At 62.6% G+C, this 15,328-nt stretch carries 16 protein-coding genes; 3 read left to right on the top strand and 13 right to left on the bottom strand.

The features are described 5' to 3' along the window. Window positions 1–193: 193 nt before the first annotated feature. Both dprA and plsY read right to left on the bottom strand, forming a co-directional pair. A complete protein-coding gene (gene dprA, locus ACQKI2_RS12385) occupies window positions 194–1,309 on the bottom strand; it encodes a DNA-processing protein DprA (RefSeq protein WP_427379974.1) in 1,116 nt (371 codons plus the stop codon). Then, window positions 1,306–1,929, bottom strand: coding sequence for a glycerol-3-phosphate 1-O-acyltransferase PlsY (gene plsY, locus ACQKI2_RS12380; RefSeq protein ID WP_427379973.1), 624 nt, complete (start codon window positions 1,927–1,929; stop codon window positions 1,306–1,308). The genes dprA and plsY overlap by 4 nt, the downstream gene beginning before the upstream one ends. Before the next feature lie 178 nt (window positions 1,930–2,107). On the opposite strand from plsY, the gene ACQKI2_RS12375 reads away from it, so the two are divergent. Next, a complete protein-coding gene (locus ACQKI2_RS12375; RefSeq protein WP_427379972.1) occupies window positions 2,108–3,118 on the top strand; it encodes a hypothetical protein in 1,011 nt (336 codons plus the stop codon). Between the two features lie 40 nt (window positions 3,119–3,158). Here the strand turns inward: ACQKI2_RS12375 and ACQKI2_RS12370 are convergent, their stop codons facing one another. Continuing rightward, window positions 3,159–3,557 (bottom strand): PIN domain-containing protein, encoded by a 399-nt coding sequence (locus ACQKI2_RS12370; RefSeq protein ID WP_427379971.1) that lies wholly within the window; start codon window positions 3,555–3,557, stop codon window positions 3,159–3,161. A gap of 7 nt (window positions 3,558–3,564) precedes the next feature. Next, the gene (locus ACQKI2_RS12365) at window positions 3,565–3,804 is read right to left on the bottom strand and encodes an AbrB/MazE/SpoVT family DNA-binding domain-containing protein (RefSeq protein ID WP_427379970.1); all 240 of its coding nucleotides are present in this window, start codon (window positions 3,802–3,804) and stop codon (window positions 3,565–3,567) included. A 247-nt stretch (window positions 3,805–4,051) separates the two neighbouring features. Between ACQKI2_RS12365 and ACQKI2_RS12360 the strand changes: the two genes are divergently transcribed. Further along, window positions 4,052–6,232, top strand: a complete 2,181-nt coding sequence (locus tag ACQKI2_RS12360; RefSeq protein WP_427379969.1) for a S9 family peptidase — start codon at window positions 4,052–4,054, stop codon at window positions 6,230–6,232. Here ACQKI2_RS12360 and ACQKI2_RS12355 read toward each other — a convergent pair. The 6 genes from ACQKI2_RS12355 to ACQKI2_RS12330 all read right to left on the bottom strand — a co-directional run bounded on the left by ACQKI2_RS12355 (window position 6,221) and on the right by ACQKI2_RS12330 (window position 11,659). Next, the gene (locus tag ACQKI2_RS12355; RefSeq protein WP_427379968.1) at window positions 6,221–6,820 is read right to left on the bottom strand and encodes an MlaC/ttg2D family ABC transporter substrate-binding protein; all 600 of its coding nucleotides are present in this window, start codon (window positions 6,818–6,820) and stop codon (window positions 6,221–6,223) included. The two genes, ACQKI2_RS12360 and ACQKI2_RS12355, sit on opposite strands and share 12 nt — an antisense overlap. Before the next feature lie 113 nt (window positions 6,821–6,933). Beyond that, window positions 6,934–7,776, bottom strand: coding sequence for a fumarylacetoacetate hydrolase family protein (locus tag ACQKI2_RS12350; RefSeq protein WP_427379967.1), 843 nt, complete (start codon window positions 7,774–7,776; stop codon window positions 6,934–6,936). An 11-nt stretch (window positions 7,777–7,787) separates the two neighbouring features. After that, complete coding sequence (locus ACQKI2_RS12345) at window positions 7,788–8,525, bottom strand: SDR family oxidoreductase (RefSeq protein WP_427379966.1); 738 nt, start codon at window positions 8,523–8,525, stop codon at window positions 7,788–7,790. A 1-nt stretch (window position 8,526) separates the two neighbouring features. Continuing rightward, entirely contained in the window at window positions 8,527–9,366 is an 840-nt protein-coding gene (locus ACQKI2_RS12340; RefSeq protein ID WP_427380072.1) for an amidohydrolase family protein, read from the bottom strand. Continuing rightward, window positions 9,366–10,358 (bottom strand): aldo/keto reductase, encoded by a 993-nt coding sequence (locus ACQKI2_RS12335; RefSeq protein WP_427379965.1) that lies wholly within the window; start codon window positions 10,356–10,358, stop codon window positions 9,366–9,368. Before ACQKI2_RS12335 ends, ACQKI2_RS12340 begins: the two co-directional genes overlap by 1 nt. Beyond that, entirely contained in the window at window positions 10,355–11,659 is a 1,305-nt protein-coding gene (locus tag ACQKI2_RS12330; RefSeq protein WP_427379964.1) for an enolase C-terminal domain-like protein, read from the bottom strand. The genes ACQKI2_RS12335 and ACQKI2_RS12330 overlap by 4 nt, the downstream gene beginning before the upstream one ends. A gap of 261 nt (window positions 11,660–11,920) precedes the next feature. On the opposite strand from ACQKI2_RS12330, the gene ACQKI2_RS12325 reads away from it, so the two are divergent. Continuing rightward, complete coding sequence (locus ACQKI2_RS12325; protein WP_427380071.1) at window positions 11,921–12,250, top strand: L-rhamnose mutarotase; 330 nt, start codon at window positions 11,921–11,923, stop codon at window positions 12,248–12,250. 9 nt (window positions 12,251–12,259) lie between these two features. Here the strand turns inward: ACQKI2_RS12325 and ACQKI2_RS12320 are convergent, their stop codons facing one another. The 3 genes from ACQKI2_RS12320 to ACQKI2_RS12310 form a co-directional block, all read right to left on the bottom strand. Continuing rightward, complete coding sequence (locus ACQKI2_RS12320) at window positions 12,260–13,027, bottom strand: IclR family transcriptional regulator (RefSeq protein WP_427379963.1); 768 nt, start codon at window positions 13,025–13,027, stop codon at window positions 12,260–12,262. 112 nt (window positions 13,028–13,139) lie between these two features. Then, the gene (locus ACQKI2_RS12315) at window positions 13,140–13,826 is read right to left on the bottom strand and encodes a TetR/AcrR family transcriptional regulator (protein WP_114106060.1); all 687 of its coding nucleotides are present in this window, start codon (window positions 13,824–13,826) and stop codon (window positions 13,140–13,142) included. Window positions 13,827–13,889: 63 nt separating this feature from the next. After that, window positions 13,890–15,326: an MFS transporter gene (locus tag ACQKI2_RS12310; RefSeq protein WP_427379962.1), complete on the bottom strand. Its 1,437-nt coding sequence runs from the start codon at window positions 15,324–15,326 to the stop codon at window positions 13,890–13,892. Window positions 15,327–15,328: the final 2 nt, after the last annotated feature.

Below are 15,328 nucleotides of genomic sequence, written 5' to 3'. Positions count from 1 at the left end.
GCTTAGAGAGGAACCGCGGGGGCGTCCAGCCATCCAATCGCCGGTATGTGCATTCGGGCCATTACAGTGTTGTCAGGCCACAGCCAACCCTGACGATTTCCTGACAAATCAATGCCTAGCGGGGGCCAAGGCAGCGGCTGCGGGCGTATTTCCGGCCACAGGCGGCCGCTTCCCGGTCATTTCCGGACAGGAATTACACAGCCCGCGCCGCCAGGCCGCCGGGAAAGGTGATCGCCTCACCGGCCAGTTCCAGCTCCATCAGGATGGCCCCGACGCGGGCCGCGTGGATGCCCGTGGCGCGGGCGATCTCGTCCAGCGGCATGGCATGGGGGCTGAGCGCTTCGCGGACGCGGGCGGTTTCCGAGGGCGGGATCGGATCGCCGCCGCCATGGACGGGATCATAGAGATCCGCCGGGGGCGCGGAGACCTGCAGCAGGGGGAGGCTGCTCAGCACTTCCAGCACATCGCCGGCATGGCGCACAAGGGCGGCGCCATTGCGGATGAGGTTGTTCGTGCCCGCCGCACGCGGATCAAGCGGGGAGCCGGGGACGGCCATCACTTCGCGCCCCTGTTCATTCGCCACGCGGGCGGAGATGAGCGAGCCGGAGCGTTCGGCCGCTTCCACCACCACCGTGCCGCGCGCCAGGCCCGTGATGATGCGGTTGCGGCGGGGAAAATCCTGCGCCTTGGCGCGGTGGCCGAAGGGCATTTCGGACAGGATGAGGCCGCTGGCGGCGACCTCTGCATAGAGCCGGTCATGCTGGGGCGGGTAGACGTGATCGATGCCGCCGCCGAGCACGGCGATGGTGCCTGTGGAGAGGCTGGCGGCGTGAGCCTCCCCGTCAATGCCGAGGGCGAGGCCGGAGACGATGGTGTAGCCTGCCTTGCCGAGGGCAGCGGCCATATCCCGCGCGATCTTGCGGCCAGCGGCGGAGGCATTGCGCGCGCCGACGATGGCGCAGGTGGGCTGGGCGGCGAGGGCGGCCTTGCCCAGGAGGGTGAGCGCGGGGGGCGGGGGATCAAGCGCGCGGAGGAGGGCGGGAAAGTCCGGCTCGCAACTGGCCACGATGCGGGCGCCGTATTTTGTGGTGGCGTCGATCTCGCGGGCGATACTGTCCGCAGACGGAATGGCGACGGATTTGCCGCGCACGGCGCGGGCGGCGATTTCCGGCAGGGCGGCGAGGGCGCGGCCGGCATCGCCATAGCGGCCGATGAGCTGGGCGAAGGTGACCGGGCCGACATTCTGGGTTCGCGCGAGGCGCAGCCAGTCAAGGCGTTCCCCATCGGTGAGGGGACGCGCCAGCGTCATTCTCCGGCGGCGTCTTTCTTCTTGGCGCCGAAGCGCGGCTCAGTGCCCGCGAGCAGGCGGCCGATATTGGCGCGGTGTGTCCAGAAGACGAGGACGGAGAGGGCAGCGAGGCCGCCGAGGATTATCGGGCTGCGCTCGCCCAGAAGATACGCCCCCGGAGGAACGGCGACGGCAGCAGTGAGTGCGGAGAGGGACGAAATGCGCGTGAGGGCGAACATGCCGAGCCAGACCGGCGCGCCCACAACAAGGCCGTGCAGCGGCGTGATGAAAAGGAGGAGGCCCGCATAGGTGGCCACGCCCTTGCCGCCCTTGAAGCCGAGCCATAGGGGATAGCAATGGCCGAGGAAGGCGGCGGCGCCGGCGACCATGCCTGCCTCCCGGCCCGCAATCAGCGTGAAGGCGAGGGCAACAAGGCCGGCCTTCAGGCTGTCGAGCAGGACGGTGGCCAGCGCCAGATCCTTGCGGCCGGTGCGCAGCACATTGGTGGCGCCGATGCTTTTGGAGCCGATCTCCCGGATGTCGCCGAGGCCGGCGGCCTTGACCAGGACGAGGCCAAACGGGATCGACCCGGCGAGATACCCCGCCACCGCCGCGACTGCGTAGATTGCCCATTCCGGCATGTGTGCTGGTTCCTCGCCCGGCCCTGTTGACGGCAAGGTTTAGGGGGGCGGGGGGAATGGGGCAAGGGGGGGGTAAAATGATGTTTAGCTTCAACTCAAAAAGCATCCTTAAGTTTCCTTTGAATCAAAATGATATCCTTCCTATGAAAGGTACTATACTTTTGCGTGCGGGCGGACGATGCTGAAAATTGAAATATATGACACTGAAGTTTCTCCATGGACCTCTAGCACAGAAGGCGCGACACGCATTTTGTCGTGTACTGTAACACTTCAGACAAGTGTTGGTCAGCGCGTGCAGAGCTATTCTGTAGTTCGTTCAGAGCGAGCCGGCGGCGCAGCAGCCTTTGCTGTAATCTTAAATACAAACTTCAAAATCCTAAGCCAACAGAGTGTTGACGATTGCTACTTGGTGGCGTTGGCAAAACATAAGGGTAAGACACTATTTTCAATTCCATGCCTACATCAGAGCGTTTCGTTCGGTAGCCAGATAGTCATTGAAGACCCAGATTATGTGAGTAAATGTTTTGCAGTATTACTTAGCGGGTTGGACATTGGCATAGAGTTTCATGGGCCGGATGGCCTTCTCGATACAGCAGCTTTTTTCGCACAAGAAGGAGGGGTTGATTTGTTGACGGAGTTTATTTCGAAAGTACCAGATTCCACATCAAACATAATCAGATCTATTGTTTCCTCTGACGTTCAAAGTGAGAAATCAGATTTTGGAAAACAATTACATTGTTCGTATACTGGATGGCGGCGAAAAGGTCACATTGTTGAACAGGAATGGAAATACAAAAGTAAAGAGGTAAACAGTACGATCAAGATTTCTGCAGTTTACGAGAACCGGGGGTCTATCTTTAACATCGCCATCGGTAAGCATCGCTTTTTTTACATATCGTTTTCGCCAGGTTGGGATTTCAATGGCATCGGGGGCGTCTGTATTTCAGACGAGTTGTCAAGTTTCACGTCAGGTTGGCTTAGTGCACAAATAGTTCGTGACGCCGAAGGTAATAGTGTTGTTGGTCTTATGTATCGACAAGACGGCAATAGTTTTGGCAATGCATTGAACGTAGGAGATAGCTTGGAGATATCTGTTCGATTTGGAAATGATACTGTCCTGAATCTCCCCCTTCCCAATACGTCTGAGTTTCACAGAATGCACAATGAGTTGCTGGGGAAAAATCTTTGAAAACGGACCTTTTTTTCAGTACAATTTGAACTCTATAGGGCTACTTCAACAAACGTATCCCCGCTTCCTTCGCGGCGTTGCGGTCGAAGGTGAGGGTTTCGCGGGCGCCCGCGAGGCTGGCGGTTTGCGCGATGAGGGCGTCGGCGAAGTCTGCCGAGGTAGAGGCCATGTAGACGCCCAGGGCGCGGTAGGCGGCTTCGGCATTTTCCACGACGAGTTCGGCGGAGCGGAGCAGACCTTCGAGGACGCGCGCAATGTCTTCGCGCGGCGCTTTATAGGCGCGGGCGAGCACCCAGCTGATTTCGGCCAGGACCACCGCGCTGATGAAGCCGGGCTGGTCTTTCGTCAGGCGGGAGAAGAAGCGCGTGGCGGCGGCGGACTGGGCGGCATCATCCTGCACCAGGAAACGGATGACGACATTGGTGTCCAGGCCCGTCATGGCCCGGTCAGGCGCCCTTTGCGCCGCTCGCGATGGCGGCGTCCATATCCTCCAGCGACACAGGGGTCTTCGGCTTCGGGAGGATGCCCTTGAGGCGTTTGACCGGCTGGGTGGCGGGCATCACGGCGAAATTGCCATCCGCCATCCGCACGAAATCCACCCGGTCTCCCGGCCCAATGCCGAGGGCGTCGCGCACGGCCTTGGGCACGGTGAGCTGGCCTTTGGAGGTGATTGTGGCGGTGGACATGGGCGCGCGCCTTGAGTTTGGTAAGGAGAAAAGTAAGGCGCCAGGCGAGCCAAGTCAAGAAATGGGCTACTGATGTGGGCGAGCCTTCTCCCCCGCTGCGCCGCGGGGGAGGAGAAGGGGGACGCGGGCGCGCCGATCCCTGCGCACTTGGCCCGATTGAGGAGAGATTGGGCCGGTTTCAGGATTTGCAGGGCGGGAGGGGCTAGGTAGGGTGAACCGTTTCAGACAGGCGAGGGAGGCAGTGTTCATGGCCAGCAGGGCAGGGTTTTCACGCCGCACGCTTTTGCAGACGATTGCGCTGAGCGCGCTGGCCGGATGCGCGGGCGGCGCAGGCGCGGGCAGCGGATTGAGCCCGGCCGGCGGCAGCATTGCCCCGCCTGTGGCGCCGCGCATCCCGTTTCCCATCGAGCAGCTGGGCCGCACACGGAATGATTATTACCGCTGGATGAAATATATTCCCGAGACGGGCACGCGGGAGATGGCCACGCTGCCTGAGATGATCCGCGCGCATCTGGAGGCGGAGGCGGCCTATGCCGAGGCTGTGCTGGCGCCGGCGCGCAGGCTGCAGCCGGAAATCGCGGCGCAGATGCTGGCGCGCGTGCCCGGGAATGATGCGCCGCCGGTGATCCCGTCCGGCCCCTGGGCCTATGCCAGCCATTATCCCGAGGGCAGCGCCCATGCCGTTTATACGCGCGCGCCGCTGGCAGCCCCCGGCGCCGCCGAGGTGTTGCTGGATGAGGCGGGGCGGGCAGCGGGCGCCGCCTATTACCGCACGACCGGGCATCAGCCGAGCCCCGACCACAGATATTATGCGTGGGCGGAAGATGTGATCGGGAATGACCGGCACCGGATCTGCGTGAAGGATACGCAGACCGGGGCGACAAGCGTGCTGGTGGGGGAAGATGCGTATGGCTATGGCGGCCTCGTGTTCAGCCCGTCTTCTCGCTTCCTGTTCTGGATATGGCGCGACGGCCGCAACCGGCCGACGCGGGTTTACCGCACGCCGGTGGGCGGGGGCGCGGCGGAGCTGGTGTATGAGGAGGCCGACCCAGCCATCTTTATGCAGATCAAACGCACCGCGGCGGGCGGATATGTGGCGATCACGATGTCCGGGCCGGATACATCCGAAGTGTGGCTGGTTTCGGCCGAGGATGAGACCGGGGCGCCGCAGCTTGTGTTTCCGCGCCGCGACAAGGTGCGCTATGAGGTGGACGAGTGGGCCGGGCGGCTGGTCGTCCTGACGGATGAGGACGCGCTGGACAACAAGCTGCTGGTGCTGGCGCCGGGCGCGGCGCCGGAAACGCTGGTGGCGCACCGGGTGGGCAGCCAGATCCTGGAAGTGTTTCCGTTCGAGAAGGGGTTGCTGCGCCTTGAGCGGCAGGATGGCCTGCATCAGCTGATCCTTCTGAGGGCGGACGGAAGCGAGCGCGTTATCGGCTTTGACGAGGCGGCGTATGCGGTGTCCGTGCCTGCAGGGCAGGATTATACGGCGGCCCGCTGCCGGATCACTTTTCAGTCGCCGCGCCTGCCGGTGCAGTGGATGGATGTGGACCTTGAAACGGGCGGGCTCAGCCTTGTGCAGAAGGCCGGGCGGCCGGGGTATGATCCCGGCGATTATGTCGTTGAGCGGATATTTGCCGCCGCGCCGGACGGGGCGCAGGTGCCGGTAACGCTGCTGAGCCGCAGGGGCGCGCCGCGCGATGGCTCCCGGCCTTGCCTGCTTTACGGGTATGGCGCTTATGGCATTTCCAGCGAGCCGGAATTTTCCGTGCCCGCGCTCACGCTGGTCGACCGGGGATGGACCTATGCCATTGCGCATGTGCGCGGCGGATCGGAGCGGGGGCGGCAATGGTTTCTCGACGGGCGGCGCCTCAGCAAGCGCAACAGCTTTACCGATTTTGTAGCGTGTGCGGAGCATCTCTGCGATTTGGGCGTGACCCGCAAGGGCGCGGTGGTGGCCTATGGCCTGTCAGCCGGCGGACTTCTGGTGGCCGGGGCCATGAATGAAATGCCAGACATGTGGGCGGGTGTGATCGCGCAGGTGCCGTTTGTGGACATGCTGAACACGATGAGCGACGCGGACCATCCACTCGTGCCGCTGTTCCGGCCGGACTGGGGCGATCCGCTTGCCGATCCGGCGGCGTATGACTACATGTTCTCGATTTCACCTTACGAGAATGTTCAGGCCACGGCTTATCCGCCGCTGCTGTGCACATCCGGGCTCAAGGATGACCGGGTAGGCTATTGGGAGGCGGCGAAGCTGGTGGCGGAAGTGCGTCATACTTCCACCGACAACGCGCCCGCCATACTGGTTCTGGATGCTGAGGCGGGGCATCAGTCCAGCGGCGGGCGCGAGGCGGAGTTCCGCGAGATGTCGCTTTACTGGGCGTTCGCGGAGGTGGCCGTCAGCGGCGGGCTAGGTGGCTGAGCCGATCTCTTCGATCAGCTGGCTGACATTGCCGCCATTCTTGTCCAGCATGGCCTGGAACTGGGCGCGCTGTTCGATGGCGAACCAGAGGCCCATGGCTTCAATATCGGTGACCTTCCAGCCATCATTGTCGTTCACGCGCCAGCTGACCATATGTTCCTTGTTGTCAACGCCGCTGACCTTGGTGGTGACGATGGCGTCGCCCGGCTTGCGTTCGACCGTGCGCAGAATTTCCACTTCGGCTTCGGAGAAATCCGAGAGGTGTTCGCGCAGCTGAACCCGGGCGAAGGAGCGGAAGGCTGTCATGAAGTCTGCCTGGCTGGCTTCATCCATACCGCGCCAGTGGCGGCCCATGGTGAACTGGGCGACGCGCTCAATATCAATCACTTTGAGAATTTCATCCGCCTCCTGATCGGAGATATGCGAATCCTGCAGCGCCGACAGGGTGCGGTCCACAGCGGTTTCCACGACGGCTTCGGGGGTGGCGCCGGAGGCAGCGGCGGGCTGGGCCAGGAGGGCAAGGGAAAGCGCAAGGCCGGTGAGGGCGTGGCGCGTCTTGAGAGCTGGGAGAGACTTCAGGACTTGCATGTTGGGCTCCATCGGTTTGTCGCATCCGGAGGGATTTTGACTTCGCTGATGAACGCCCGGTTGCGGCTATCGGTTCCCGGCCCCGCTGCCGGAGGGGTCAGGATGTGTGGCTTTCAGGCATCAATGCAGACCTGCTTCTGGTCGCCAAGGCCTTGTATTCCAAGGGTAACCACGTCTCCGGAGCGGAGATAGCGGGGCGGAGTGCGCGAGAGGCCGACGCCGGGCGGCGTGCCTGTGGAGATCACGTCGCCGGGCTGCAGGCTCATGAATTGTGAGAGATAGCTGACGATGTGGGGCACGCTGAAAATCATCGTGGAGGTGGAGCCGCGCTGCATGGCTTCCCCGTTTACGTCGAGCCACAGGGAGAGGGCGTGGGGATCGGCGACTTCATCGCGCGTGACGAGCCAGGGGCCGATGGGGCCGAACGTGTCGGCGCTTTTGCCTTTGACCCATTGGCCGGTGCCTTCGAGCTGAAAGGCGCGTTCGGAGACATCATGGATGATGCAATAGCCGGCGATATGATCCAGGGCGTCTTCCTCGCTGACATATTTCGTCTGTTTACCGATGACGATGCCGAGTTCGACTTCCCAATCAGTCTTTTCCGAGCGGCGGGGGATTTCCAGATTGTCATTCGGGCCGCAGATAGCGCTGGTGGCCTTGAAGAAGACGACAGGCTCTGCCGGGACGGCCGCGCCGGTTTCGGCGGCGTGATCGGCATAATTCAGCCCGATACAGATGAATTTGCCCACGCCGGCCACGCAGGGGCCGATGCGGCTGGCGGCGGGGAGAATGGGGAGGGAGGCGATATCAATTTTCCTCAGCTGATCCAGAACCGCATCGGCCAAAGCGGGGCCATCCCAATCGTCTATCAGGGAACTGACATCGCGAATGTGGCCATCGGCATCCAGGATTGCCGGTTTTTCGCGCCCTGCGGGGCCGACTCTCAAGAGTTTCATCTCATCAGCTCCTAATTGGTCCAGCCGCCATCCACGACATGGATGGCGCCCGTGGTGAAGGAAGCCTCATCGGAGGCGAGATAGACGGCCAGATGGGCGATTTCTTCCGCTGTGCCGAGACGGCCCATGGGCTGGCGGGCGATGAACATCTGACGGGCTGTGTCATAGTCTCCCTGCGCCGACATGCGGCCCTGCAGAGAGGGCGTATCGACTGTGCCCGGACAGATAGCGTTGCAGCGGATGTTGCGCCCGGCATAGTCGGCGGCGATGGCCTTGGTTAGGCCGATCACGCCGGCTTTGGTGGCGCCATAGGCGAAGCGATTGGGGGCGCCTGTAACGCTGGAGGCGACAGAGGACATGTTCAGGATGACGCCGCCGCCACGGGCCAGCATGTTCGGCAGGGCGGCGCGGCAGGTTTCGTACATGGAGGTGAGATTGATCTGGAGGGAGCGGTCCCAGTCGGCCCGCTCGCACTGCTCGATCGTGCCGTGATGGACCCAGCCGGCGACGTTGAAGAGAATGCCCACATCGCGATGCGCCGCAAGGAGGCGGGCGATGGCGGCGGGGTCGGTTACGTCGAGGATCTGCGTGTCGATGTTGGCAGAATCCTTCAGTTCAGAGAGGGCATCGGCATTAATATCGGTCGCGATGACATGAGCGCCTTCGCGCGCGAATGCCTCTGCGCAGGCGCGGCCAATGCCAGCGCCTGCGGCGGTAATCAGCGCCTTTTTGCCTGCCAGACGGCCCATATCATGCTCCTGATCGATTGAGATAGATGCGCCGGGCATTGCCCGCCCAGACGGCGCGTTGATGTTCCGGGAAGAAATGATTTATCAGCCGCTCGCTCTGGCTGGCCCAGCCGGCATAGTCGCCGGCGAGATTGAGGACTGGCCAGTCGCTGCCCCACATTACGCGGGACGGCCCGAAACAGTCACGGATGTAGGCGGCGACTTCGCCGAGAGCGTCATCGCTTGTGCGGGCGCCCGCTTCGGTGAGCAGGCCGGAGAGTTTGCACGCGACGTTGGGGCGCTGGGCGAGGGCGGCGAGATCTGCACGCCATGCGGCGAGATTGCCACTGGCGATCTGGGGCTTGCCGCCATGGTTGAGGACGATCTGCAGGGCGGGGTGGCGGTCTGCGAGACGTGTCATCACGGGCACGAGATCGGCGCGGGCATGGCCATCAAAGATGAGGCCGTGTCCGGCCATCGCTTCCAGAAGGGGCGAAAAGGCAGGGCGGAGAATCCATTCCGGGTCCGGAAGGTCTGCGATCATCGGGCGTAGGCCCAGCATGCGGGGATCGGCTGCGCGGCGGGCGATTTCGGCGGCGGCGCCTGCCGCTTCGAAATCCACCCAGCCGACCACACCGGCAACTCTGGCGTCAGCCTCGGCAACGGAGAGGAGGTAGTCTGTTTCGGCGGCGGTGGCGGCGGCCTGGACGAGGACGACGGAGGAGACGCCGGCGGCGCGGGCGGCGGGCCAGGCATCGTCAATTGCAAAGTCGCGATGGATTGCGCCGAGGCTGGGTGTCATCCAGTCATAATCGCCGCGCGCGAGGCGCCAGACATGCATATGGGTGTCGATCTTTTCCATCATGGCACCGGCGCATCCCGAGCAATGAGGCCCCTGTCTTTCAGCGCGGTCCAGAGATCGGGATTGATCTCTTCCGCGATCCAGCCGGCAATCTCGTTGACCTGCCGGGCAGATTGCGCGCCGGGGATAACGGAGATGACTGCCGGATGCGCCTTGCAGAAGTGCAGCGCGGCCGCCGGAAGGGGCGCGCCGAATGATCCGCATACGTTTCGCAACGTATTGGCCCGCTCGACAGCCCAGCCGGGCGCGGCGGCGTAGTTATAGTGGAGCGCGTCACCTGGCGCGGCGGCGAGAAGGCCGGAATTGAAGGCGCCGCCGATGATGACTTTTATGCCCGCGCGGTGGCATTCATCGAGGAAGGGCAGCGCGGCAGCGTGCTCGAGCAGCGTGTAGCGCCCGGCGAGCAGCAGGATATCCAGATCAAAATGGTCCAGGACATCGCGGCAGACATCGATTTCGTTGACGCCGAGGCCGATGGCGCGGGTGAGCCCTTCCCATTTCATCGCGGCCATTTCCGGCAGGGCCTCTTCCAGCGCCTGTGCCAGGATTTTCTGATGGGCCGCGCCGTGGGTCATCTCGCCAATATCATGCAGCAACAGGGCATCGACGGAGTTGACGCCCAGCCGGGTCTGGCTGCCTTCAAAGGCGGCACGGATGCCGTGAGCGGAGTAATCGAAGACGGGAATGAAGGGCGCCGGATGGGCAAAGCCATTGTCCGGAACGGGGCGCCCGCTGGCGGGCTCCAGCCGGCGGCCGACCTTGGTGGAGAGGTGTGGGCGGTCCTCTCCGGCCCAGCGATGGGCGCCGATGCGCTGCTCGCTGAGGCCGTGACCGTAGAAGGGGGCAGTGTCGATATAGGTGAGGCCTGCCGCCTGCGCTGCTGCCAGGGCGCGGCTGGCATCAGCCTCCGAAATGGCCGTATACAGATTTCCAAGCCCCGCTGCGCCGAGGCCGAAATCCGGCAGGGAGAAGGGGGCGGGCGCAGGGGTCATCCAGAGACGGGCTCCTCCGCCCAAACCTTGCCATTCGGGAATTCATGATCGGCCATGCTCTGGGGCCAGAGGTCAACCGAATAGCCCGGCGCGAGCGGGGCTAGATAGCGGCCATCGCGGATTTCGATGGGGTTGCGGAAATGCTGATGCAGGTGGGCGGCGTGTTCGATGACGCGGCCTTCCATGGTGCCCGAGATGCAGATGTAGTCGATCATTGACAGATGCTGCACATATTCGCAGAGGCCGACGCCGCCCGCATGAGGGCAGACAGGGATGCCGGCCTTGTCGGCCATCAGCATCACGGCGATGACTTCATTGACCCCGGCGAGGCGGCAGGAATCGATCTGGCAGAAGCCGATGGCGCGTGCTTGCAGGAATTGTTTGAACATCACCTTGTTATGGGCGTGTTCGCCGGTGGCAAGCTGGATGGGGGCGACCTGGCGGGCGATTTCCTTATGGCCGAGCACATCATCCGGGCTGGTGGGCTCTTCCACCCAGTAGATGTCGTAAGGCGCAATGGCCTTGATGGCGGCGACGGCCTGATCGATGTTCCAGACCTGGTTGGCGTCAACGCTGAGCTTCACATCCTTCCCGAGAGTTTCCCGGAAGAGGGCGCAGCGGCGCACATCGGTGGCGAGATCGCCGCCGACCTTGATCTTGAAATGGTGCCAGCCTTCGGCATACGCATTTTTCAGAAGGCTGACGATCTGATCATCCGTATAGCCGATCCAGCCAGCAGAGGTGGTGTAGGCGGGGTAGCCATCGATGAGCAGGCGCTCGATGCGGGCGGCCTTGCCGGGGGCCTGCGCCGTCAGCCGGGCGAGGGCTTCTTCCTTGCTGAGGAAGTCTGCAATGTGGCGGAAATCGATGGCGGAGACGAGCTGCTCCGGCGAGAGATCAGCCACATAGCGCCAGAGCGGCTTGCCCGCGCGCTTTGCCAGCGCGTCCCAGACGGCATTGTTGAGGGCGGCAGCGGCGAGATGGACCACGCCCTTTTCAGGGCCGAGCCAGCGATACTGGCTGTCATTGAGCAGGAGGCGGGAGGCCAGGCCAAGATCGGCTTCGAACTCGTCCAGGCTGCGGCCGATCAGGTGTTTACCGAGGCCATGGATGGCAGCGACGCAGAGATCTGTGCCCCGGCCGATGGTGAAGGTGAGGCCGTTTCCATCCGGATCGCGGCCGCGCATTTTCAGCGTGGCATAGGCGCAGGAATAATCCGGGTCCGGATTCATGGCGTCAGAGCCATGGCTTTCCCGTGATGTGGGGAAGCGGATGTCGCGGGCCTCAATGCTTTCAATCATGCCGAAGGTTCCAGTGTGTCAGGGGGTAAGCGGCATGGTCAGCCGGTGGGAGGGGAATGGGGCCGCAAGGCCGGAGCGGGGCGTCATGTTTTTCCTCCCTGGATCATTCTTAGCGGCCGCCTCTTGGCGGGTGGCCTCTGCAGGGATTGTTAGGTAAAGAGTGTTTCATATGCAAGCGTGATGTTTGTATATGAACTTGAAATGACCTCGCGTCAGGGAGCGCGAAGGGACACGCTGATGACAGGAGCGCGGGAGGAAGCGATGCAGCGCAAGGCGATGATGATCCGGCTGAAGCCGGAAAAGATGGCGGAATACAAAGAGCTGCACGCCAATGCCTGGCCCGCGATCCTGCGGCAGATCACGGCCTGCAATATCCGCAATTACAGCATCTTCCTGCGCGAGCCGGAGAATCTGCTGATGGGCATGTTTGAATACCATGGCAGCGATTACGAGGCTGACATGAAGGCGATGGCGGATGATCCGGAGACCCAGCGCTGGTGGGCGCTGACTGATCCATGCCAGAGCCCGCTTGCCTCAGCGGCGCCGGGCGAATGGTGGGCGCCGATGGAGGAAGTGTTCCATCACGATTGAGGGCGGGCCTTAGCGGGGCGCGTGGCCGAGCGTGGCGGAAATGCGCGCGGCGGCCTCGGCCACCAGATGGGGCGCTTCTTCCAGCGAGACGCGGGCGCGGCGGGTGACCACGAAAGGCACAGTGAGGCTGGCGACGGCCCCGCGGCTGGTGGCATCAAAAATTGGCGCGCCAATATCCGTCACGCCATCGACCATGCGGGAAGGCATGCAGACAAAGCCCTTCGCGCGCACGTCCTTGATCTGTTCATAGAGCGTTTCAAGCTCATCTGCGCTGGCGCCGGCGGCTTTCAGGTCTTCTACCATCTTGGCTTCATGGGTGGGCGAAGCGAAGGCGAAGAGAACGAGGCCAGAGGCGGATTTCATGATCGAGCGGCGATGGCCGAGGCGAACGCTGAAGCCAACATCATCGGGGCTTTCCGTCCGTGCAATGACGACGATCTGATCGGAGCTGACCACGGCGAGCTGGATCGACTGCATCATGCGCGAGGCAAGGGCCGACATTTCTGGCAGGGCGGCCTCGTGCAGGTCCATCTTGGGCGGGGAACGCATGCCGACTTCGAACAGACGGTTTGAGAGTTGCAGCTTTTCCGGATCGTCCGTACGCTCCACATAGCCGCGCATCTCGAGCACGACCACCATGCGGTAAATCTCGCTGCGCGAGCGGCCGAGATTGCGGGCGATATCCGAGATGGATTGCGGTGTGCGCAGGCTGGCCAGGCATTCGAGAATATCGAGGCCTTTTTCCAGCGCGGGGGCTTTATAGGGCGCTTCCGTCATTGATCGCCAGTGTCCTCAGATTGCTCGGGCTGTTTTATATATGAACCAGAACTGTAAAAATATCCATCCGTAACAGGGGCAAATTTCGCGAGGGGGGGGGGCAGGAAAAGCTTCAGGCGCGCTTTTCCCCGCCGGCGAGCATCTGGCGGGCAGCCTTCTCGGCGAGATCCACAGCGCGCTCGATTTCCTCGGCAAGTTTGAATTTGCCCGGCGCGGTGGCCCATCTTTCATGCGGCAGGATGAGGCACTCTACCAGCAGGGCGGCGGCGAGATCGGCCAGATAGCCGGAGGCGCGATCAAGCTTGAAGTCTGCGGCGATATATTCCGCATAGACATCTTTTTGTCCGTGTTCGTACTGTGTCCAGGCGAAGGCCAGTTCCCGGTCATGGCGCAGATTGTTCCAGAGAGCGGCGTCTGACTGGACGGCGCTGCGGCGGATGGCGGCATAGGCGAGGGCTTCCTCACGGTAGAATTCGAAAAAGCCCTTGCTCGCGCGCGCGGCCCAGGCCCGCTCGCGCAGCGTGTCGACGCCCTGCGCAGCGAGGCTGCTGGCGAGGTCATTCTTGGAATTGAAATGCATGAACAGCGTGGTGACGTGAATGTCGGCCGCGTCCGCGATGGTCTGCATCGTGGTGGCGGCAAAGCCCGTCTTGCTGAACTGTTCGAATGCGACGTTGAGAATTTTCTCGCGGGTGCGCCGGCGCCGTTCTGTGCGCCGTGGATACTTGATCTCCGCCGCCGTTGCCGATCCGTCCCCCTGGACGGGCTCCGGCTTTTCGGTTTTGGGAGTTTTGGCCATTGAAAGTCTCTTGTCCAGGATCAGGGTGGTCTATGGGGTATTCTAGGATGGAACGCCGGGGCGTCAAAGTTGTTCGGCCCTTTTGCGCGCCAGTGTTTCAACAGCCCTTTCATGATCCTGCTTTGAAACAGGATAAAAGCTCATGATGACGAGCGCCGCCGAGGTGAAGAGGAAGGTTGCCACTGTCAGTGCCAGTGCCAGATCATTCACCGTCGAGAGGTCTACGGCGCCCGGTTTAGCGTCATTCGGGAAGCCTACAAGCGTCAGCAGCAGGCCGGAGACCAGGACGCCCATTCCCGACACGGTCTTTCCGATGAAGGTGGCGGCCGAGAAGAGCAAGCCCTCGGATTGCCGGCCGGTTGTCAGCTGAATCTGGTCGGTGGCGTCGGCGATCATTGAGGCCGTCAGGATGGCGGCGGCCACCACCGACATGGCCACCACCGCCTGGAATACAAACAGCGACGGCAGCAGGGCGGGGTTTCCATTCTCCGGGAACAGACCGCCCAGCCTTAGCAGAACGGGAACCACGATACCGGTCAGCGTGACAGCGAACAGCGCCAGCGTGGTCCATTTCTTGCCGAACGACCTGGACAGAGGAAGCGCAATTACCAGAGCGAGAATGACGCCGAGCAGGCCAGCCGAAGTGAGTACGGCGATCTGGTCGCTCGTCAGTTCCCAGAAATAGGTCTGCATGTAGATGGTCAGCGCCGCGTTCAGGCCACCGGCCATGGAGCCGAAGATGCTGCCGATGAATATGGGCGCGTTGACGCGGTGGAACAGCGTCGCAACCATCTCCCTTATGGTTTGCAGGAAAGGCTGGCGCACAGGGGGCGGCGGGTTGATCAGGCTCGATATCCGGCTGTGCGTGCCAAGGCTTGAAGCGAAGATGGCGGTGGCCATCAGGGGCGCGGCGATCCAGGCATAGGTGTGATAGCCGGAGCGATCGAGCAGGCCGCCGGCCGAAGCAGCTTCGGGCGAGAAAATGGCGGTGAATACGAAGATGCCCATCAGGATGCCCCCGGCGACGCCGAAGAAATACCTGTAGGAAACGAGTTCCGTGCGCTCATGATAGTTCTGGGTGAACTCGGCCAGGAGCGCCGTGGACGGAATTTCATAGATACCGATAAAGGTCCGCGTGATCGTGGTCATGATCAGCAGATAGGTAAAGAGAACGGTGTGGGAGGCCTCTGCGGGAGGAAACCAGAGGAGCAGGTAGAAGACCCCCACGGGCAGCACGGAGGCATACATGAAGGGATGCCGCCGCCCCCATTTGCTCCGCAGGCTGTCAGACCATTGACCGACCACCGGATCGAGAATGGCGTCCACGACCATGGCCATCATGATCGCGGCGCCGACCCAAGCGGCCGGGAGGCCCATCACCTGGTTATAGTAGATCATCAGGAGGGCGTTGAAACCATGGTCCTTAATACCGAACGCAATGGTTCCAACGCCGTAGACGAGTTTCGTCGACCAGGGCAGTTTTCCAGCCTTGTCCGCCATGG

The sequence above is a fragment of the Hyphomonas sp. NPDC076881 genome (assembly GCF_050269995.1).
Lineage (GTDB): Bacteria > Pseudomonadota > Alphaproteobacteria > Caulobacterales > Hyphomonadaceae > Hyphomonas.
This window is presented reverse-complemented; position numbering and strand designations above follow the sequence as displayed.

Coding starts and splice junctions, on each gene's coding strand:
- dprA (WP_427379974.1), bottom strand. CDS start 1,309: ATGACGCTGGCGCGTCCCCTCACCGATGGGGAACGCCTTGACTGGCTG.
- plsY (WP_427379973.1), bottom strand. CDS start 1,929: ATGCCGGAATGGGCAATCTACGCAGTCGCGGCGGTGGCGGGGTATCTC.
- ACQKI2_RS12375 (WP_427379972.1), top strand. CDS start 2,108: ATGCTGAAAATTGAAATATATGACACTGAAGTTTCTCCATGGACCTCT.
- ACQKI2_RS12370 (WP_427379971.1), bottom strand. CDS start 3,557: ATGACGGGCCTGGACACCAATGTCGTCATCCGTTTCCTGGTGCAGGAT.
- ACQKI2_RS12365 (WP_427379970.1), bottom strand. CDS start 3,804: ATGTCCACCGCCACAATCACCTCCAAAGGCCAGCTCACCGTGCCCAAG.
- ACQKI2_RS12360 (WP_427379969.1), top strand. CDS start 4,052: ATGGCCAGCAGGGCAGGGTTTTCACGCCGCACGCTTTTGCAGACGATT.
- ACQKI2_RS12355 (WP_427379968.1), bottom strand. CDS start 6,820: ATGCAAGTCCTGAAGTCTCTCCCAGCTCTCAAGACGCGCCACGCCCTC.
- ACQKI2_RS12350 (WP_427379967.1), bottom strand. CDS start 7,776: ATGAAACTCTTGAGAGTCGGCCCCGCAGGGCGCGAAAAACCGGCAATC.
- ACQKI2_RS12345 (WP_427379966.1), bottom strand. CDS start 8,525: ATGGGCCGTCTGGCAGGCAAAAAGGCGCTGATTACCGCCGCAGGCGCT.
- ACQKI2_RS12340 (WP_427380072.1), bottom strand. CDS start 9,366: ATGGAAAAGATCGACACCCATATGCATGTCTGGCGCCTCGCGCGCGGC.
- ACQKI2_RS12335 (WP_427379965.1), bottom strand. CDS start 10,358: ATGACCCCTGCGCCCGCCCCCTTCTCCCTGCCGGATTTCGGCCTCGGC.
- ACQKI2_RS12330 (WP_427379964.1), bottom strand. CDS start 11,659: ATGATTGAAAGCATTGAGGCCCGCGACATCCGCTTCCCCACATCACGG.
- ACQKI2_RS12325 (WP_427380071.1), top strand. CDS start 11,921: ATGCAGCGCAAGGCGATGATGATCCGGCTGAAGCCGGAAAAGATGGCG.
- ACQKI2_RS12320 (WP_427379963.1), bottom strand. CDS start 13,027: ATGACGGAAGCGCCCTATAAAGCCCCCGCGCTGGAAAAAGGCCTCGAT.
- ACQKI2_RS12315 (WP_114106060.1), bottom strand. CDS start 13,826: ATGGCCAAAACTCCCAAAACCGAAAAGCCGGAGCCCGTCCAGGGGGAC.
- ACQKI2_RS12310 (WP_427379962.1), bottom strand. CDS start 15,326: ATGGCGGACAAGGCTGGAAAACTGCCCTGGTCGACGAAACTCGTCTAC.